We start from the raw sequence: 19,496 nt of genomic DNA, 5'->3' as shown, positions 1-19,496 counted from the left end.
GGGCTGAACGGCGCGGTGGCGCCGACCAGCGCCGTACCGTCTCCGGGACCGGCCGCCGTGGCGGCGCCGGTGCCGCCGCCCGCTTCACCGCCGGACGGCGCGGCCGGACACTGGCGGCCGTGGCGGTTCCGGATGTCGAACGACGTCTGGGGCACGCCGGTGGTGGCCGGCGACCTGCTGTATGTGACGTCCTTCGAGGTGCACGCCCTGGACGTGGGCAGCGGCCGGCGCCAGTTCAAGACCAGGGACGTGGCGTGGGCGATGGCGGTGGCCGGAGGCCGTATCCACGCCTCGGACGGGCCGACGCTGTACGCACTCGACGCGACGAACGGCCAGGAGCGGTGGCGGCTCCAGACCGACGCCTGGGTGTACTGCCTCAAGGCCGACCGCGGCACGGTCCTCACCGGGACGCGCGGCGGCGGCGTACAGGCCTGGGAGGCATCCAGCGGCGAGAAGCTCTGGGAGACGGCCGGGGCGCAGACGGAGTTCGAGACGCCCGAGGCCGGGCCCGCGATCTTCGACGACACGGTGTACGTGTGGCAGGACGCGAGGCTGCGTGCGCTGGAGGCCCGTACGGGTGTCGAGCGCTGGTCGTACCCCGTCGGCGACGCGGCCTCCTGCGGCAATGTGCCGGTACGGGTGCAGCCCGCGCCCGACGGCTATGTCTATGTCGCGGCCGGCACCCGCGTACTCGCCATCGACATCTCCAACGGCCTGGTGCGCTGGCACTTCGAGTCGCCCGCGGTCTTCCTCTCGCCGCCGGTCTTCGCGCCGGGCCCCGCGGTGACGGGCGGCGGTGTCTATCTCGTCGACTACCTCGGCACGGTGTACGCCCTGGACGCCACGACCGGCAAGGACCGCTGGCGCATTGCCACGGAATCCAGGCAGTCCATCGAGCCGGTGCTGGTCGCGAACGGCAACATCCATGTCGGCAGCGGCAGTGCGCTCTACACCCTGGACGCGGTGACAGGCACACCCATGTGGCGCTTCGCGGCGGGCGGCGAGGTCGTCGGCGCCCCGGTGGTCGCCGACGGCCGGGTCCATTTCGGCTCCGCGGACCATGTGCTCTACACCCTGGACGCGAGCGGCGGCCAGCTCCGCTGGAAGCTCGCGACGGGCGGCGAGATCACGGGCTCTCCGGTGGCGCAGGGCGGTGTGGTGTACGCGTGCAGCAAGGACCGCTGTGTGTACGCGCTGGACGCGGTCAAGGGCACGGCCACCGGCAGGGGCGCTCCGGGCGGCGCACGCTAGCCGGACGGCACGGAGGCACGGACATCCGGGGTACGGACCGTCCGGAAGGCCCGGACGGCTCGGGGCGCGGACGGCCCGGACATCCGGTCCGTCCGGCGAGTGCCCCGATGGCGACCGGCACCGTCCGGGCGTAGCGTCGTGGTCGAGAGCGGCATCCCCCAGGAGGCCGGCGACGATCCGCATCATCATCGGTCGATCCTCGCTCTCGTCGGAGCGACGGCCGCCGTACGGAGCCCCTTCCGTGACTGGTACGACGGCCGTCACGGACGCGACCGCCCACGCGACTGCCCACCCCTGATTCGCGACTGCTACGGTGGCGCGCGATTGTCAGGTACATCAAGAGCGGGAAGCACAGGGGGAGGGCCGGCGATGCTGCGCCGACGTCTCAGGCTCGCGGCCGTACTGGTCGTGGTGGTGCTGGCGCTGACCGGTTTCTCGAGTTCGGCCTCGAGCGGCAAGGGCGGCAGAGGCGGCAAGAGCAGGTCGCACGGCAGCGGGGGTGGCTCGGGCGGCTGCTCGAACTCCAAGAAGTCGAACGGCGGTTACCGCGACTACGACAATGACGACGACTACGGCTCTTCGTCGTCCGGTTCATCGGGTTCGGACTCGTACACCGATGAGCCGACGCCCACGGCGACCGCCACCGGCTCGCCTCAGGCGACCGTCGTCACCTGTGTGAAGAAGGGCCGTGGAAAGCGCAGGGCGACAACGTCCGCCACGGTGCAGGTGGTTGCGGACTACGGGGTCACGCACAGGTACCGGGTCGAGGTGGTGTTCCTGGATGCCGCGGGTGCGATCGTCGACCGCGGAAACGCCGACGTCACGCTGGACAGCGGCGAGACCGGGACCGTCAACGTCGGCATGCGCAGCCCCAAACTGGTGGCACGGGTCAAGAAATGCGAAGCCGAAGCACTGCTCGACGACTGAGCGCAGGAGGCCGCTGCGGGACCGATTCGGGGCTTCTTCGGGGCCTCCGCGTCGGCCTTTTCGTGGGCGTCGTGGCGATCATCCGCTGCTAGGGTGACGTGTGCTCGTCAATCGAGCCCACTCACTGACACGACTTTCAACGGGGGTTGAAACGTGAAGATTCGTCATGTCCGCGCTATAGCCGTATTCGGCATCGCAGTCGTCGCGCTGACCGGAGCCCGCGGTTCCCACGGCGGCAGCTGTGGTGGCGGCAGCAGCCACAGCAGCAGTAGCAGCGGCGGCGGGAGCCACAACAACGACAACGCCACCTCGGGTGGTTCCACCGGCTCTCTGAGCGGCGGCTCCAGCGCCCACCGGGCCGAGCGTGACGTCAAGATCGACGAGTGCGGGCTGGACGCCTCCGGCAAGAACCTCACCGCGAAGATCACTGTCACCAACAATGACTCGCTCACTTACAAGTACGACGTGAGCCTGCAGTTCAAGGGCGACCTCGGCGACACGAAGGTCAACCTCGCCATCGCCAAGGTCGAGGACCTCAAGGTCTCGCCCGGTGCCTCCGCGCCCGGCAAGGCAAGCACTCCGTACACCGGTTCCGGTGACGGCTCCGAGTACAAGAAGTGCGAAGTCATCAGCGCGAGCCGTACTGCGAGCTGACGGCCCGGGCCGGGGCGGAGCCCCGGCCCGCACCCGGGTCGCCGGCGGGGCGTATTCCGGAGCCCGGTCGCGGGAAGGGGAGGGCAGGGGGACGGCCCACGGCTACCGCACCACGTAACTCCCCCCGCCCCGCCCGCCCTCGAAGAGTTCCGCCTGGCGCTCGGACGGCAGATTCCCGAGCGTGATCAGGTGCGGGGCGTGGGCGAGCGCCTGCGATCTGGCCGCCTCGCGCGCAGACCACACCGCCCGTACGGTCCCCTGCACCGCATCGGTCGGGTGCGACGCCACCACCGCTGCGGCCCGCAGCGCGGTCGCCACCGCCTCGCCCGGCTCCGTCAGCTCCGAGACCAGCCCCGTCTCGTACGCCCGCCGTGCCGACATCCGCTCCGCCGTCCCCATCAGCGCCATCCGCGCCACGTCGCCGAACGGCATCCGCTGCGCCATGGAGATCGACTCGTACGCGCTGACCATGCCGTACGTCGTATGCGGATCGAAGAACGTCGCCTCCCGCGAGGCCACCAGGAACTCGCTCTCCCCGAGCAGATAGAACGCCCCGCCGCAGGCCATCCCCTCCACCGCCGAGATCACCGGTTTCCACAGGTCGTTCGCCTTCGGGCCGATCGCGATCAGCGGATCGTCGATCGTGTACGGGGACGAGGGCTGCGGCACCCGCACCGAGCGGTCGATGCCGGTGCAGAACGCCTTGGTGCCCGCTCCGGTCACCACCACCGCCCGCACGGAGTCGTCGAAGCGGAACTGGCGCCAGACATCGGCCAGTTCACCGGCCATCGCCAGATCGATCGCATTGTGCCGCTCGGGCCGGTCCAGCGTGACGAGTGCGACACCCGTCTCCTTGTACGTGTCGATGCCAAGGCTCATGCCCGCTCCAGCAGCCAGCGCGGCACGGTGATCCCGTCCAGCTCGGTGAACGCCACCTTCACGGCGGCCCCGATGCGCAGCCGCGCCGGCACGACCGAGTTCAGCGGCGCGTCCGGCGCCGCGACCACATTGCCGACCAGGCGGATACGGGGCGCGTCCAGTAGCTCGACGACGACCGTGTTGTACGGCGCCTGGGCGGCGTACGCGGGCAGCAGCGGCGGATGGGGGAGTACGAACGACCAGATGCGGCCGCGCCCGCTCATCCTGCGCCACTCGCTGTCGAAGGACCGGCAGTGCGGGCAGCAGGGCCGTGGCGGGAAGCGCAGCTCGGCGCAGTCCGGTTCGGCGCAGGCCTGCACGCGGAGCTCGCCGCGAGCGGCGTACTCCCAGAAGGGCGCGCCGTCGTCGTCGACGACCGGCATCAGTAGTGAGTCCATCTCAACTCCTCAGCAGAACAGCCGAAGTGGGCACTCCCTCGCCGGCCGTGACCAGGCAGGTCGCGGCGTCCGGGACCTGCGCCGTGCTGGTGCCGCGCAGCTGCTTCACGCCCTCGGTGATGAGGTTGAAGCCGTGGACGTACGCCTCGCTCAGACCTCCGCCGCCGGTGTTGACCGGCAGCCGGCCGCCGATCTCCAGCGCGCCGCCTTCGGTGAAGGCCGCGCCTTCCCCCCGTCCGCAGAAGCCGTAGCCCTCCAGGGAGAGCGGGACGAGCGGGGTGAACGCGTCGTAGATCTGCGCCACATCGACATCCTGCGGACCGAAGTCGGCGGTCTTCCACAGCTGTCTGGCGGCCGTCCACGCGGGTCCGGTGAGCGGGTCGTCGTTCCAGTAGTTGACCATCCCGTGGTGCTGCGCGGGCAGGCCCTGGGCGGCTGAGTGGATGTACACCGGCTTCTGCCTGCAGTCGCGGGCCCGCTCGGCCGAGACGATCACACAGGCCAGCGCGCCGTCCGTCTCAAGGCAGTTGTCGAAGAGGCAGAGCGGCTCGCTGATCCAGCGGGCGGACATATACATCTCGCGGGTCAGCGGCCGCTCGTACATGACGGCGGCGGGGTTCTGGTTGGCGCGGTTGCGGCAGGCGAGGGCGACATTGAAGAGATGGTCGCGAGTGGCGCCGTACTCGTGCATATATCTCCGCGCCAGCATGCCGATCTCGTCGGCGGGCCGCAGCAGACCGAAGGGGCGGGTCCACTGGGCGGGTGTGGGCAGCTGAACAGCCGTGTTCTTCCAGGGCCTCGGGCCGCTGCCGCGCTTGCGGGAGCGCCAGGCGATGCCGACGCTCGCCTGACCGGTGGCGACAGCGCCCGCGAGATGGGCGACGGTGGCGCAGGAACCGCCGCCGCCGAAACCGGCCTTGGAGAAGAAGGTCACGTCCCCGGCTCCGATGGCCTTGGCGATCTCGACCTCGTCCGTCTCCTCCATCGTGTACGAGGCGAAGCCGTCGACCTCGGACGGATCGATACCGGCGTCGTCGAGCGCGGCCAGGATGGCGCGGCAGGCCAGGGTCTTCTCGGATTCGGGGAGTTGCCTGGCGAAAGGCGTCTGTCCTGTGCCGACTATCGCCGCCGCGTCCTTGAGCGTCGCCACGGGGCACCACCTCCGCGATCGTCCTCACTGCTGACAGCGCGTCAGGCTACAGCTAATCTGACGGTTAGTCAGCTAGCTGGTGCGGTGGGAGGGCTTGCGATGCGCGGCGACCTGGAGTGGGGCAGTATCCCGGGACTGGTACGGAGCGCTGCCGAACGGTACGGGGAGCGGGAGGCCGTCGTCGAGGGCCGCAGCAGGGTCTCGTACGCCGAACTGGGCGAGCGGGTCGAGCGTGCCGCCGCCGCCTGCATGGCGTCCGGCGTCGAGCCCGGCGACCGGGTCGCCGTCTGGGCACCCAACACCCTCGACTGGATCGTCTCGGCACTCGGCGCGGTGACAGCCGGCGCGGTGCTGGTGCCGCTCAACACCCGCTTCAAGGGCGGCGAGGCGGCGTACGTCCTCCAGTGCTGCCGCGCCAGACTCCTCTTCGTGACGGGCACGTTCCTGGGCACCTCGTACGTCGCGTCCCTGCGTCGCGCGGAAGTGGACCTGCCGCATCTGGAGCAGGTGGTGGTGCTGGCGGACAGCGCACCGGCGGACTTCCGTTCCTGGAAGGACTTCCTGGCGGGCGGCGACGCCATCTCGTCCGCGGACGTCCGCGGTCGTGCCGACGCGATCGACCCGTCCGCGCCCTCCGACATCATCTTCACCTCCGGGACGACGGGCCGGCCCAAGGGCGCCGTCATCACCCACGCCCAGACGCTGCGCTGCTACGACGTCTGGAGCGATCTCGCCGGGCTGCGCGAAGGCGACCGCTATCTGATCGTGAACCCGTTCTTCCACACATTCGGCTACAAGGCGGGCATCATCGCCTGTCTGACGCGGGGTGCGACGATGGTCCCGCAGCCGGTCTTCAACGTGGACACGGTCCTGGCCAATATCGCCTCCGAACGCATCTCGGTACTGCCGGGACCGCCGACCCTCCACCAGTCCCTGCTCGACCACCCGGCCCGCGAGCAGCACGATCTCAGCGCGCTGCGGCTCGTCGTCACCGGCGCGGCGGTCGTGCCGCTGAAGCTGGTCGAGCGGCTGCGCAGCGAGCTGCGTATCGCCACGGTCCTCACGGCGTACGGCCTCTCCGAGGCGAGCGGCATCGTCACCATGTGCCGCCGAGGCGACGCCCCGGAGACGATCGCGTCCACCTCGGGCCGCGCGATCCCCGGCACCGAGGTCCGCGTGCTGGCGGGCCGGGGCGAACCGGGCGAGGTGCTGGTGCGCGGACACCATGTGATGCAGGGCTACTTCGAGGATCCCGAGGAGACGGCGAAGGCGATCACCGAGGACGGCTGGCTGCGTACGGGCGACGTCGGTGTGCTGGACGATGCGGGCAATCTCCGCATCACCGACCGGATCAAGGACATGTTCATCGTCGGCGGCTTCAACGCGTATCCGGCGGAGATCGAGCAACTGCTGGGCCTGCACCCGGATATCGCGGATGTCGCGGTGATCGGCGTCCCGGACCCGCGGCTGGGCGAGGTGGGCAAGGCGTACGCGGTACGGCGCAGGCACTCGACGTTGACGGCGGACGACCTGATCGCCTGGTCGCGACGGGAGATGGCGAACTACAAGGTGCCGAGGCAGGTCGAGTTCGTGAGCGAGCTGCCGAGGAACGCGAGCGGGAAGGTCCTGAAGACGGAGCTGCGCTCGCGCGAGCGCGCCTGATCGCCGGGCGGCGAGCACTTCGGCGGCCCGACCCCCCAGGGACCCGGCACCTCAGCGATCGGCACCGGACATGTCGCGGCCGCGGCGGCTCCCCCTCCGCGCCGCCGCGGCCGCACCCCGTCGAGTGGAGTTCGGATCAGCCCTTGGGCGGGAGGGGCGTGTGGTGGTCACTCATGGTGGTGATGCCGTCCGCCGGCGGGAGGGGCGTGTGATGGTCGCTCATGGTGGTGACGCCGTCCTTCGGCGGGACCGGAGTGTGGTGGTCACTCATGGTGGTGACGCCGTCCTTCGGCGGGACGGGAGTGTGGTGGTCACTCTGCACGATGGCGGCGCCCTGCGGCGGGGCCGGCGTGTGGTGATCGCTGAGAGTGGTGATCTCTTCCGGCTTCTTCTCGGTGTTGCTCATTTTTCTGTCCCCCATGGGATTGCCCGACGATACCGAAGGTGGCCTTCTGCCCGGAGACTCCCCCGAGGGTCGCCGGACAGAAGGCCAGGGGGACCGCTCGCCCCCAAGCGGAGGTGTAGGTCCCGGGATCCGCCTGCCCCCCGACGCGACGGATCGAATGCACTGAGCATGTCGGACGAGCATAAACATTCAATGAACGCCCTGGCGGGGGGCCCTCATGCTGCGCTGAGAGGGGCAAGAAGCCCGCGCACTTCCTCCGCTTCCGCAGCACCCGACTGCTCGTGCAGGGACAATGCCTCGCGCCAGCAGGCACGCGCGCGGTCCGCCTGGCCCAGGCTGTCCAGCGCCCTGCCCAGCGTAATCAGCACATTCGCGCGGGTCCGGTCGCCGCCGATGCAGCCGCTCGCGAGCGCCTGTTCGGCGTGCTGGGCGGCCTGTGCGGGCCGGCGGGCCGTGAGGTGGGCCTGCGCGATGCGGAAGTGTGTCGTCCCCTCCCACAGGCGCTGCCGATTCGTCTCGAACCTCTCCAGAGCTTCGAGAAGCTGATCCAGCGCCTCGGTGTGGCGTCCCGCATGGGTCAGTGCGACCCCCAGGGCGTAGCGGGCATTGGCCAGCCGCAGGGTGTGCCCGATGCGGTCGTAGATGTCCACGCCCTGCTCGGCGAGGGTGATGGCCTGCGAGGTCCGGCCCATCGACAGCTGGACCCGGGAGAGATTGCACAGGGCGCTGGCCTCGCCAGGGCGGTTGTCGTCGGCACGGGAACCCTCCGTCGCCCGGCGAAGGTGCTCCTCGGCCTCGGCGTGCCGCCCCTGGTTGAAGGCGATGATGCCGCGGTCGTTGTCCGACCAGTAGACCGGAGCCGGGTCCTCGGCGGACTTCGCGAGGACCGCCGCCCGCTTGGCCTCCTCGTCCGCTTCGTCGTAACGGCCCGCCACCATGTGCACGTTGGTCAGCGAGGTGCGCGCCCGCGCTTCGGTACGGACGTCGCCGGTGGCACGGGCCGCGTCGCGCGCCGAGAGGGCCACGCTCTCGTACAGCTTGGAGTTGGCGCCGGACTCCGCCAGATCCTGTGCGGCCCACAGCAGATCCACGGCGAGGCGCAGCCGCTTACCGCTCGAGGCCTGCCGTGCGCTCGCGAGCAGGCAGTTCGCCTCCGCGTACAGCCAGTCCTGCGCGTCGTGTCCGTCCGTGAAGACCAGGCCCTCGTACTCCGTACGCGCCAGGTGGTCCACCAGCCGGTCGCCCGGACGCTCTATCGCGAACACCCGTGCGGCCGTCGACAGATAGAAGTCCAGCAGCCGGGTCAGCGCCGACTCCCGCTCCGCGGGCGTCTCTTCATCACGCTCGGCGCACGCACGCGCGTAGAGCCGTACGAGGTCGTGGTAGCGGTACCTGCCCGGCGCCGCCGACTCCAGCAGCGAGGTGTCGACAAGGGCCTCCAGCAGGTCTTCCGTCACCTGGGGCGGGAGATTCAGTACAGCCGCGGCCGCGGCGAGCGAGACGTCAGGGCCGTCGGCGAGGCCGAGGAGGCGGAAGGCGCGGGCCTGGGCCGGCTCCAGCTGGCCGTAGCCCAGTTCGAAGGTGGCCTTGACCGCGAGGTCGCCCGCCTGCAACTCGTCCAGGCGGCGGCGTTCGTCGGCGAGCTTCGCGGCCAGGACCGAGACTGTCCAGGTGCGGCGGGCCGCGAGGCGCGAGGCCGCGATACGGATCGCGAGCGGCAGGAACCCGCACGCCGCGACCACATCCAGCGCCGCCTCACGTTCGGAGGTGACCCGCTCCTCACCCACGATCTTGGTGAAGAGCTGCAGTGCCTCCTCCGGCGACATCACATCCAGGTCGACGAGGTGCGCCCCGGCCAGGTCCACCATCCGGACCCGGCTGGTGACCAGCGCCGCGCAGCCTGGCGTGCCGGGCAGCAGCGGGCGGATCTGGGCGGCGTCCCGCGCGTTGTCGAGGAGGACCAGGACGCGCAGGCCGTCCAGCGTCGAGCGGTAGAGCGCGGCCCGCTCGTCCAGCGAGTCCGGAATGGCGGAGTCCGCCGTGCCCAGGGCCCGCAGAAACGCGCCCAGGACCGTCTCCGGATCGGCGGAGCGGTTGCCCGCGCCCTGCAGGTCGACGTACAGCTGACCGTCCGGGAAGTGCGGCCGGGCCTCGTGGGCCACGTGGACGGCGAGGGTCGTTTTGCCGACCCCGCCTATGCCGGCGAGCGCCGAGACCGCCATGACGGAGCCCTCGGCGGTGGCCAGCTGGCCGCCCAGTTCGCGTACGAAGGAGGCGCGGCCGGTGAAGTCGGGCACCGTGGCGGGGAGTTGGGCGGGCCTGGTGATCTGCGGAGCCGGGGCAGGCTCCTCGCTCGGCCGGGCCAGTTCCACGTCGGCCTGCAGAATGCGCTGCTGGAGCCTGGAGAGCTCCGGGCGCGGGTCGACGCCCAGTTCCTCGGCGAGCAGCCGGCGCGTGTCGGCGTACACGGCCAGTGCCTCGGCCTGCCGTCCACTGCGGTACAGCGCCAGCATCAGCAGTTCGCGCAGCCGTTCCCGCAGCGGGTGCGCCGCGGTGAGCGCGGTCAGCTCCGAGACCGCCTCCGCATGGGCGCCGACCTCCAGGCAGAGGTCGAGCCGGGTCTCGAGCAGCTGGAGCCGCCACTCCTCCAGGCGGGCCCGCTGGTTCTCGGCGTACGGCCCGGGCACATTGGCCAGCGGCTCGCCGTCCCACAGCCCCAGCGACTTGTTCACCAGCGCGCGCGCCTGGGCGCGGTCCCCGGCGGCGCGCGCCTTCTCCGCCTCCACCGCCAGCTCCTGGGCCGCCGAGAGGTCGAGGGCATCGCGCCTCACCCGTATCGCATAGCCGCCCGACTCGCTGACCAGCGCGTCCGGGGACAGCACCTTGCGCAGTCGCGAGGCGTATGTCCGTACCGCCGCGAGCGCCTGTGAAGGAGGGTCCTCGCCCCAGATCGCGTCGATCAGCTCGGAAGCGGTCGCGGTGCGGCCGTCGCGCAGCAACAGCGCGGCCAGCAGGGCGCGCTGCTGCGGCGAGCCGGACGGCAGAGCCTCCCCGCCGCGCCAGGCACGCACCGGGCCGAGCACGCTGAAGCGCAGGTCAATGACGCCGCTCTGCTTCGGAGTCCGCTGCTCCGGTACGCGTGGCCCGCTGTCACGGTCCATAGCTGCTCCCTGCCCCCGTACTGCCGGAATCGCCCTCGACAGTCTGCCCTGTGCATGGTGGCCCCGTCAGCAGCGGGGCGTCTCCTCCTCGCCCTGCCCGCGTCGGCTTCTGCGCTAACCCCTCTTGCCGATCTACGTCTCTGTGATCTGTGCCGGTGCCTCCCGTCAGGGGCGGCCGCTGACCGGCCGCGTGCGTCATCGCACTATGCACAGCATGTATAGACGGGGTTCATGGCGAGTCAGGGGCCCGCGCCGGGGAGGCGTCCCGGGTCAGTAGCTGACGAGTCGTCAGATCGGCGCTACCGTGGGCCCATGGAGACCTTCCCCAAGATCATCTCGGTGGACGACCACACGGTTGAGCCCCCCAACGTCTGGCGGGACCGGCTCCCGTCGAAGTACCGGGAAATCGGCCCGCGCATCGTCCGGGCGCCGCTGAAGGAAATGACGTTCCTGGGTGGCAAGTTCGCCCCGGTGATGGGCGCGAAGGGCGATGACGGGCCTATCGGTGACTGGTGGGTCTATGAGGATCTGCACCGGCCGCTGACCCGTCTCGACACGGCGGTCGGATACGCCCGCGACGAGATCAGGCTCGAGGTCATCACCTACGAGCAGATGCGGCCGGGCTCCTTCGGGGTGCCGGAGCGCCTGGCCGACATGGACGTCAATCACGTCCAGTCGGCGCTCTGCTTCCCGACCTTCCCGCGCTTCTGCGGCCAGACCTTCACCGAGGCGAAGGACCGCGAACTGGGGCTGCTCGGCGTGCGCGCGTACAACGACTGGATGGTGGAGGAGTGGTGCGGCCCCGAGGCGCGCGGCCGCCTCATACCGCTGACCCTGATCCCGCTGTGGGACGCGGAGTTGGCGGCCAAGGAGGTCCGGCGCAATGCGGCGCGGGGTGTGCGGGCGGTGGCCTTCTCGGAGATTCCTCCGCACCTCGGGCTGCCGTCGGTGCACACGGACGAGTGGGATCCGTTCCTTCGGGCGTGCGACGAGACGGGGACGGTGATCGCGATGCACATCGGTTCGTCGTCGAGGATGCCGTCGACGTCCGCCGACGCGCCGCCCGCCGTCGGCTCGACGATCACCTTCGCCAACTGCTGCTTCTCGATGGTCGACTGGCTGATGAGCGGCAAGTTCGAGCGCTTCCCGGGTCTGAGGATCATGTACGCGGAGGGCCAGATCGGCTGGATCCCCTACATCCTGGAGCGCGCGAATGTGGTCTGGGAGGAGAACCGCGGCTGGGGCGGGGTGGCGGACAAGGTGCTGCGGCCGCCGTCGGAGCTGTTCGCGGAGCATGTGTACGGGTGCTTCTTCGACGACGCGTTCGGGCTGAAGAACCTGGACGCGATCGGAGTGGGGAACGTGCTGTACGAGACGGACTATCCGCACTCGGACTCGACATGGCCGAAGTCGAAGGAGGTCGGGGAGAGCCAGATGGGCCACTTGGCACCGGATGTGGTGGACCGGATCGTGCGCGGCAACGCGATTGAACTGCTGGGCCTGACTCCGGACGGGCTGTGGCCCGGCGCGTAACGCCTCCGGCGGGGGCGCGGGGTTTTGCCGCCCGGGCCTGGGGTCGTCCGGCCCTGTCCGATGCGGGTTGCCTCCGGCGGGCTGCGGGCTCTTGCCCGATGCGGGCTCCGGCGCCCCTCCGGGCTCGCTCCTCGGGGTCGGCGGCGTACGGGGTCCTGTCGCCTGACCCCGATTCGGCCGCCGATCCTTTCGGTTCGTCGGTGGAAGCTGCCCACCGACGGCCACTACCAACGCCCCCGGCCCGGCTTGACCGCGTGGCCGGGTGAGACTCGGTTCGTCGGTGGAAACCGCCCACCGACGGCCACCACCAACGCCCCCCGGCCCAGCCTGACCACGTGGCCGGACGACTGCGGGGCCGGGACACCCCCCACATGGCCGGACGACTGGCACCATCGAAGGATGACGCTCACCCCCGCCCAAGCCGACAAGATCCTCGCCGACAATTTCGCCCCCTGGGTGCTCGACCTCGGGCTCTCCGTCGTAGAGGCCGGCGAACGGCATGCGACTCTCCGACTCCCGTGGAGCGACCGCCTCGCCCGTGAGGGCGGCGCCCTGTCCGGGCAGGCGCTCATGGCCGCCGCCGACACCGCCACCGTCATCGCCGTCGCCTCCGCCCTCGGCGGCTTCGCGCCGATGACGACGGTCCAGCAGTCCAGTACGTTCCAGCGCGCGATCACCGGCACGGACGTCCTGATCGACGTCAGGATCACCAAGCTGGGCCGGCGTATGGCGTTCGCGGACATCACCATGACCGCCGATGGCTCGCAGGACGTCGCCGCACGGGCCTCCACCGTGTACGCCCTGCTCGGCTGAGGCGAAGCACCGCGGCCCGGCGCCCACTCCCCCCGGCACCCCGCACCCGCACCACCGCACCCCTTGTCTGATGAACCGTCAGGTACGACGATGACCCCGTCCGGACAGTTGACGTAGTGTCAGATCAGGCGAGGAGGCGGCGCGGTGCACGCACTGCCCCAGGGGCGGCTGTCGTACGGGATGCAGCTGCCGATCCAGTCCCAGAGCACCATCTACGCGGAGCCGTGGGAGGCCGGCGCGGGAGCCGAGGATCTCGCCGAGATCGCCAGGGCCGCCGACCGGGCCGGGTTCGCGTATCTCGCGAGCTGCGACCATGTCGCGATCCCGCGCCGGCTCGCCGGTGCCATGTCCACCGTCTGGTACGACCCCGTCGCCACGCTCTCCTACCTCGCGGGGATCACCGAGCGTGTGCTGCTGCTCAGCCATGTGGCCGTCGTCGGGCTGCGGCATCCGCTCCTGAGCGCCAAGCAGTACGCGACCCTGGACCACCTCTCCGGCGGACGGCTGATCCTCGGGGTCGGGGCCGGGCATGTGCGGGAGGAGTTCGAGGCGCTCGGCGTGGACTTCGCCGCGCGCGGGCCCGTACTCGACGAGTCGATCGACGCGCTCAGGGCCGCGCTCGGCCAGGAGGAGTACCCCGAGTTCGCCGGTGAGCGGTTCTCCTTCAGCGGGCTCGGGCAGCGGCCCAGGCCCGCTCAGCAGCGGATACCCGTCTGGGTGGGCGGCTCCTCGCCCGCCGCGGTACGCCGGGCCGCCGTGCGGGGTGACGGCTGGCTGCCCCAGGGCGACCCGCGCGACAGACTCCCGGCGCAGATCGCCACGTTGAGGGCGCTGCGCGAAAAGGCGGGCGTCACCGAACCCATCGAGATCGGGGCGATCACCGAGCCGCTGTATGTGGGGGAGGCGGACTGGGAGGTCGGACGCCGCACGCTGAGCGGCAAGCCCGACGCCCTCGCCGAGTCGCTGCGCGCCTACGCCGCGATGGGCGTGCACCAGATCCAGGTCCGGTTCCGCAGCCGGAGCCGCGCCGAACTCATCGATCAGATGGCGGCGTTCGCCGCCGACGTTGTTCCGCACCTGACCTGAGGAGAGTGGCATGGGAAAGCTCGACGGACGCGTCGTCCTCATCACCGGTGCGGCGCGCGGGCAGGGCGAGCAGGAGGCGCGGCTCCTCGCGGCGGAGGGCGCGAAGGTGGTGCTCGCGGATGTGCTGGACGACCAGGGCGAGGCCGTCGCCAAGGAGCTGGGTGAGGACACAGCCGCGTACGTCCATCTGGATGTGAGCCGGGAGGCCGACTGGATCGCCGCGGTCGCCGCGGCGAAGAACGCGTTCGGGAAGATCGACGGGCTGGTCAACAACGCGGGCATCCTGCGCTTCAACGAGTTGGTGTCCACGCCGCTGGAGGAGTTCCAGCAGATCATCCAGGTCAATCAGATCGGCTGCTTCCTGGGCATACGCAACGTCGCGCCCGAGATCGGGGCGGCGGGCGGCGGGACGATCGTCAACACCGCCTCGTACACGGCTCTGACGGGCATGGCGGGCGTGGGCGCGTACGCCGCGACCAAGCACGCGATTCTCGGCCTGACCCGGGTCGCCGCGCTGGAGCTGGCCGCCAGGAAGATCCGCGTCAACGCGGTCTGCCCGGGTGCGGTGGACACGCCGATGAGCAACCCGGGCGGCGTGGACCCGGCGGCGGTGGGCGAGCTGTACCGGAAGCTCGTACCGCTCGGCCGCGTCGGGGAGCCGGAGGAGGTGGCGAAGCTGGTGCTCTTCCTGAGCAGCGAGGACTCCTCGTACATCACCGGGCAGCCGTTCGTCATCGACGGCGGCTGGCTCGCCGGAGTGAGCCTCTTCTGACCGGACGTCGGCTATTGACGCCTCGCGAGCGCGGTGGAACAGTCGACCACATCGAAATCTGACGATGCGTCAGAAAGTAAAAGGGACGGTGAACCCCTTTGGAATTCGGGCTCTTTGTACAGGGATACGTCGGCAAGCGCGCCGAGACCGAACCGCTCGCGGAGCACAAGGCGCTGATGGAGGAGACCGAGTACGTCATCCAGGCGGACACGTCCGGCTTCAAGTACGCCTGGGCCTCCGAGCACCACTTCCTGGAGGAGTACTCGCATCTTTCGGCGAACGACGTGTACCTCGGGTACCTCGCACACGCGACGGACCGGATCCATCTGGGCTCGGGCATCTTCAACCCGCTGGCGCCCGTGAACCATCCTGTGAAGGTCGCGGAGAAGGTCGCCATGCTCGACCATCTCTCCGAAGGGCGCTTCGAGTTCGGGTCGGGCCGCGGCGCAGGCAGCCACGAGATCCTCGGCTTCATGCCAGGCATCACCGATATGAACCACACCAAGGAACTCTGGGAAGAGACCATCGCCGAGTTCCCCAAAATGTGGCTCCAGGAGGAGTACGCCGGCTTCCAGGGCAAGCACTGGTCGCTGCCGCCGCGGAAGATCCTGCCGAAGCCGTACGGGAAGTCCCACCCGGCGATGTGGTACGCGGCCGGCTCCCCGTCCTCGTACGCCATGGCGGGCCGGAAGGGCCTCGGCGTCCTGGGTTTCAGTGTGCAGAAGGTCTCCGACATGGAGTGGGTCGTCGAGTCCTACAAGACGGCCGTCAAGGAGGCGAAGGCGATCGGCGACTTCGTCAACGACAACGTGATGGTGACGTCGACGGCGATCTGCGCCCCGACGCACGAAAAGGCCGTCGAGATAGCCGTCGGTGGCGGACTGAACTATCTGCAGTCCCTGCTCTTCCGCTATCACGACACCTTCCCGAGGCCCGAGGGCATCCCCGAGTGGCCGGAGCTGCTGCCCGAGTACACCGCGGAGATCATCGAACTGCTCATCGCGGAGGAGCTGATGATCTGCGGCGACCCGGGTGAGGTGCTGCAGCAGTGCAAGCGCTGGGAGCAGGCGGGCGCGGACCAGCTGTCCTTCGGGCTCCCGATCGGGATCTCGTACGAGGACACCATCAACACGATCAAGCTGATCGGCGAGCATGTGATCCCGCAGATCGACACGGACCCGGTGCACCGGACGACCCGCTTCCGCCAGGCGGCCGGCTGAGGGTACGGGCCCAGCCCCCCGGACGGGCCGACATTTCTGCCCGGCCGGCGTTTGAGGCGCGGGGTCCGGGGCGGAGTCCCGGTCGAGCGAAGGGGCGGGCAGGGGAACCCCCGCCCCCACAGAACGGCGGCGGCCTCCCGGACCGCCGTCCCCGGGTTCCGGCCGGGTGCCCGTCGGCAGCGGCCTGCCGCACGTGCCCCCGGCCGGAACCATGAACTGATCAACATCGTGCTGAAGGGACCCGTCATGCTCGACCACCTCATTCGCTCGGCGACCGTCGTGGACGGGACCGGCGCGCCCGCATACCTCGCCGACGTCGGGATACGGGACGGGCGCATCGCCCTCATCGCCGCACCCGGGACCGTCGCCGAGGAGGCCAGGACGAGCGAGGACGCGTCCGGGCTCGTCCTCACCCCCGGCTTCGTCGACCCGCACACGCACTATGACGCCCAGCTCTTCTGGGACCCGTTCGCCACTCCCTCCATGAACCACGGAGTGACGACCGTCGCCGGCGGCAACTGCGGCTTCACCCTCGCCCCGCTCAACCCCGACCGTCCCGAGGACGCCGACTACACCCGCCGCATGATGTCCAAGGTGGAGGGCATGTCGCTGGTCGCGCTGGAAGAGGGCGCGCCGTGGAACTGGCACACCTTCGGCGAGTACCTGGACGCCCTGGAGGGCCGGATCGCCGTCAACGCGGGCTTCATGGTGGGCCATTGCGCACTGCGCCGATACGTCATGGGCCCGGACGCGGTCGGCGGCCGGCCCACGCCCGGGCAACTGGACGACATGCTGCGGCTCTTCCACGACGCGATGGACGCGGGCGCGTGGGGCCTGTCCACCACCCAGTCCTCCACGCACTCGGACGGGGACGGCCGGCCGGTCGCATCGCGGCACGCCGGGCCTGCCGAACTCCTCGCGCTGTCACGGGCCGTCGCCGAGCACGAAGGCACCCAGCTGGAGGCGATCGTCGCCGGCTGCCTGGACCAGTTCGCCGACCAGGAGATCGACCTGTTCGTCGATATGACAGCGGCCGCCGGACGGCCGCTGAACTGGAACGTCCTCACCATCGACGCGTCCGTCCCCGAGCGTGTGCCGCGCCAGCTCGAGGCGAGTGAGCGGGCGAGGAAGTCCGGTGGCCGCATCGTCGCCCTGACCATGCCGATACTCACGCCGATGAACATGTCGCTGGGCACCTTCTGCGCACTGAACCTCATCCCCGGCTGGGGTGAGGTCCTCTCCCTGCCCGTCCCCGAGCGGATCGCGAAACTCCGCGACGCGAACGTACGCGCCGAAATGCTGCGCCGCGCCGACTCCAAGGAAGCCGGAGTCTTCCGCCGGCTCGCGAACTTCGGCCGTTACGTCATCGGCGACACCTACTCCAAGGAGAACGAGGGCCTCAGCGGGCGGGTCGTGAAGGACATCGCCGCCGAGCGCGGCCAGGACGCCTTCCACTGCCTCGTCGAGGTCTGCGCCAACGACGCGCTGCGTACGGTCCTTTGGCCGATGCCCACCGACAACGACCCCGCCTCGTGGGAGCTGCGCCGGCAGACGTGGGAGCACGAGGACGTCCTGCTCGGCGGCTCCGACGCGGGGGCTCACCTGGACCGGATGTGCGGAGCGCCGTACACGACCCGCTTCCTCGGCGACTGTCTGCGCGGCCGGAAGCTCGTCGGTCTCGAGGAGGCCGTGAAGATGCTGACCGACGACCCGGCACAACTCTTCGGCCTGCGCGAACGCGGCCGTGTCCAGGAGGGCTGGCACGCCGACCTGGTGCTCTTCGATCCGGAACGGATCGAGGCGGGCCCGGCCACACTCGTCCACGACCTGCCCGGCGACAGTCCGCGCCTGGACGCGAAGGCCATCGGCATCGTGTCGGTGCGCGTCAACGGCGTCGAGACGATACGGGACGACGAGGTGACGGGTGCGGTCCCGGGCACGGTGCTCAGGTCCGGCCGTGACACAAGGACCGTGAGTACGAAGTGACGCAACGGCTGTTCATCGGCGGCGAGTGGGTCGATCCGGACGACGGTCACTACGAGGTCGTCAACCCGGCCACCGAGGAGACCGTCGGTCTCGCGCCCGAGGCGAGCCGCGAGCAGGTGAACGCCGCTGCCGCCGCTGCCCGCGAGGCCTTCACCACCTGGTCGCGTACGAAACCCGAGGAGCGTGCCCAGATCCTCGACGCGGCGGCCGATGTCATCCAGCGCGAGGCCGAGCCGTACGCCCGTCTCGCCCGGGCCGAGAGCGGCGCGACGACCGCGACGGCGCGCGGTATGCAGGTCGCCGTCGGCGCGGCCCGCTTCCGGCGGTACGCGAAGGGGGCGCTGGAGCCGGTCGAGCAGGGGCTGTCGCCGCAGGTCAACGCGGCGGGACCGATGGGGAAGGCGGGCGTGTTCGGTGCGCTCGCCGTACGCCGCCCGGTAGGCGTCGTCACCTGCATCACCTCGTACAACAACCCCTGGGCCAACCCGGCCGGCAAGGTCGCGCCCGCGCTCGCGATGGGCAACACGGTGGTCGTGAAGCCCGCCCCGCAGGACCCGCTCTCCGTCTACCGGATGGCCGAGGCACTGGCGGAGGCGGGAGCGCCGCCCGGCGTCGTGAACGTGGTGACCGGCTCCGCCCCGGCCGTCGGCGAGGCCGCCGTCGACTCCCCGGATGTCGACATGGTCAGCTTCACCGGCTCGACGGCTGTCGGGCAGCGCATCGCGGAAGTCTGCGGTCGCGGGATGAAGCGGCAACTCATGGAGCTGGGAGGCAAGGGCGCGGCGCTCGTCTTCGACGACGCGGACGTGGATTCCGCGGTACTGGGCATCGGCACCACGTTCTCCTTCTACAGCGGCCAGATCTGTACGGCGCCGACGCGCGTGATCGCGCAGCGCGGCGTCCACGACCTCCTGGTCGAGAAGCTGGCCGGATATCTGAGGTGTCTGAAGGTCGGCGATCCGGCGGAGCAGGGCACGGTGGTGGGCCCGGTGATCTCCGCGGCCCACCGGGACCGGGTCGAGTCGTACATCGAACTGGGGAGGAAGGAGGGCGCGCGCCTGGTCGCCGGCGGCGGGCGTCCCGCGTACGAGAAGGGCTTCTATGTCGCGCCCACGCTCTTCGCGGACTGCACGAACGATATGCGCGTCGTGCGCGAGGAAATCTTCGGCCCGGTGGTCGTGGTGGTGCCGTTCGACGACGAGGAGGAGGGCATCGCGCTGGCGAACGACAGCGACTACGGCCTCATCGACTACGTGTGGTCGGGGGATGTGGCGCGGGCGTTCCGGGTGGCGGGGGAGCTGCGGGCGGGCGGGGTCGGCGTGAACACGATCGGCAGGAACATGGAGGCGCCGTTCGGCGGCTTCAAGAAGAGCGGTGTGGGGCGGGACGTGGGCTCGTACGCGCTCCATGCGTACAGCGAGCTCCAGTCGGTGGTGTGGCCGGGCTGAGCCACGCCGAGCCGCCGAGCCCGGCAGAGGGAGCCCTCGGGTCGTTGGCCGGCCAGTGGCTGCCCGTAGCCCAGAACATGTGCAGCAGCCCGTCGGCGGCCGGCACGGCCG

At 70.4% G+C, this 19,496-nt stretch carries 16 protein-coding genes; 11 read left to right on the top strand and 5 right to left on the bottom strand.

What is annotated here, in order from left to right; all coding sequences use genetic code 11:
• The 3 genes from ACWDZ6_RS28515 to ACWDZ6_RS28505 form a co-directional block, all read left to right on the top strand.
• On the top strand, positions 1 to 1,251 hold a 1,251-nt coding region (locus ACWDZ6_RS28515; protein ID WP_451505121.1), incomplete at its 5' end, for an outer membrane protein assembly factor BamB family protein.
• Positions 1,252 to 1,620: 369 nt separating this feature from the next.
• The gene (locus ACWDZ6_RS28510) at positions 1,621 to 2,178 is read left to right on the top strand and encodes a hypothetical protein (protein ID WP_451505120.1); all 558 of its coding nucleotides are present in this window, start codon (positions 1,621 to 1,623) and stop codon (positions 2,176 to 2,178) included.
• Between the two features lie 153 nt (positions 2,179 to 2,331).
• On the top strand, positions 2,332 to 2,832 hold the full coding sequence (locus ACWDZ6_RS28505) for a hypothetical protein (protein ID WP_451505119.1): 501 nt from the start codon (positions 2,332 to 2,334) through the stop codon (positions 2,830 to 2,832).
• Positions 2,833 to 2,934: 102 nt separating this feature from the next.
• Here the strand turns inward: ACWDZ6_RS28505 and ACWDZ6_RS28500 are convergent, their stop codons facing one another.
• The 3 genes from ACWDZ6_RS28500 to ACWDZ6_RS28490 are packed head-to-tail and all read right to left on the bottom strand — an operon-like array spanning position 2,935 to position 5,298.
• A complete protein-coding gene (locus ACWDZ6_RS28500; protein ID WP_451505118.1) occupies positions 2,935 to 3,711 on the bottom strand; it encodes an enoyl-CoA hydratase/isomerase family protein in 777 nt (258 codons plus the stop codon).
• On the bottom strand, positions 3,708 to 4,148 hold the full coding sequence (locus tag ACWDZ6_RS28495) for a Zn-ribbon domain-containing OB-fold protein (protein WP_326650666.1): 441 nt from the start codon (positions 4,146 to 4,148) through the stop codon (positions 3,708 to 3,710). The genes ACWDZ6_RS28500 and ACWDZ6_RS28495 overlap by 4 nt, the downstream gene beginning before the upstream one ends.
• A 1-nt stretch (position 4,149) precedes the next feature.
• Positions 4,150 to 5,298: a lipid-transfer protein gene (locus tag ACWDZ6_RS28490; RefSeq protein ID WP_351446504.1), complete on the bottom strand. Its 1,149-nt coding sequence runs from the start codon at positions 5,296 to 5,298 to the stop codon at positions 4,150 to 4,152.
• 99 nt (positions 5,299 to 5,397) lie between these two features.
• Here ACWDZ6_RS28490 and ACWDZ6_RS28485 point away from each other — a divergent pair, with 99 nt between their 5' ends.
• Positions 5,398 to 6,960: a FadD3 family acyl-CoA ligase gene (locus ACWDZ6_RS28485; RefSeq protein ID WP_451505117.1), complete on the top strand. Its 1,563-nt coding sequence runs from the start codon at positions 5,398 to 5,400 to the stop codon at positions 6,958 to 6,960.
• Between the two features lie 136 nt (positions 6,961 to 7,096).
• Here the strand turns inward: ACWDZ6_RS28485 and ACWDZ6_RS28480 are convergent, their stop codons facing one another.
• Entirely contained in the window at positions 7,097 to 7,366 is a 270-nt protein-coding gene (locus ACWDZ6_RS28480) for a hypothetical protein (RefSeq protein ID WP_366730949.1), read from the bottom strand.
• 215 nt (positions 7,367 to 7,581) lie between these two features.
• Entirely contained in the window at positions 7,582 to 10,527 is a 2,946-nt protein-coding gene (locus tag ACWDZ6_RS28475) for a BTAD domain-containing putative transcriptional regulator (protein WP_451505116.1), read from the bottom strand.
• Between the two features lie 312 nt (positions 10,528 to 10,839).
• Here ACWDZ6_RS28475 and ACWDZ6_RS28470 point away from each other — a divergent pair, with 312 nt between their 5' ends.
• The 7 genes from ACWDZ6_RS28470 to ACWDZ6_RS28440 all read left to right on the top strand — a co-directional run bounded on the left by ACWDZ6_RS28470 (position 10,840) and on the right by ACWDZ6_RS28440 (position 19,385).
• Positions 10,840 to 12,060, top strand: a complete 1,221-nt coding sequence (locus ACWDZ6_RS28470; protein ID WP_451505115.1) for an amidohydrolase family protein — start codon at positions 10,840 to 10,842, stop codon at positions 12,058 to 12,060.
• A gap of 399 nt (positions 12,061 to 12,459) precedes the next feature.
• Entirely contained in the window at positions 12,460 to 12,873 is a 414-nt protein-coding gene (locus tag ACWDZ6_RS28465) for a PaaI family thioesterase (protein WP_351446494.1), read from the top strand.
• 180 nt (positions 12,874 to 13,053) lie between these two features.
• Positions 13,054 to 13,959, top strand: coding sequence for an LLM class F420-dependent oxidoreductase (locus tag ACWDZ6_RS28460; protein WP_451505125.1), 906 nt, complete (start codon positions 13,054 to 13,056; stop codon positions 13,957 to 13,959).
• 10 nt (positions 13,960 to 13,969) lie between these two features.
• The gene (locus ACWDZ6_RS28455; RefSeq protein ID WP_366730952.1) at positions 13,970 to 14,731 is read left to right on the top strand and encodes an SDR family NAD(P)-dependent oxidoreductase; all 762 of its coding nucleotides are present in this window, start codon (positions 13,970 to 13,972) and stop codon (positions 14,729 to 14,731) included.
• 98 nt (positions 14,732 to 14,829) lie between these two features.
• Entirely contained in the window at positions 14,830 to 15,951 is a 1,122-nt protein-coding gene (locus ACWDZ6_RS28450; protein ID WP_451505114.1) for an LLM class flavin-dependent oxidoreductase, read from the top strand.
• A gap of 246 nt (positions 15,952 to 16,197) precedes the next feature.
• Positions 16,198 to 17,937: an N-acyl-D-amino-acid deacylase family protein gene (locus ACWDZ6_RS28445; protein ID WP_451505113.1), complete on the top strand. Its 1,740-nt coding sequence runs from the start codon at positions 16,198 to 16,200 to the stop codon at positions 17,935 to 17,937.
• Positions 17,934 to 19,385, top strand: a complete 1,452-nt coding sequence (locus tag ACWDZ6_RS28440) for an aldehyde dehydrogenase family protein (RefSeq protein WP_451505112.1) — start codon at positions 17,934 to 17,936, stop codon at positions 19,383 to 19,385. Before ACWDZ6_RS28445 ends, ACWDZ6_RS28440 begins: the two co-directional genes overlap by 4 nt.
• The last annotated feature ends 111 nt before the right edge of the window (positions 19,386 to 19,496 follow it).

The sequence above is a fragment of the Streptomyces sp. NPDC002926 genome (assembly GCF_053591755.1).
The sequence above is the reverse complement of the archived record's forward strand: the minus strand, read 5'-3'. Positions and strand labels throughout refer to the sequence as shown.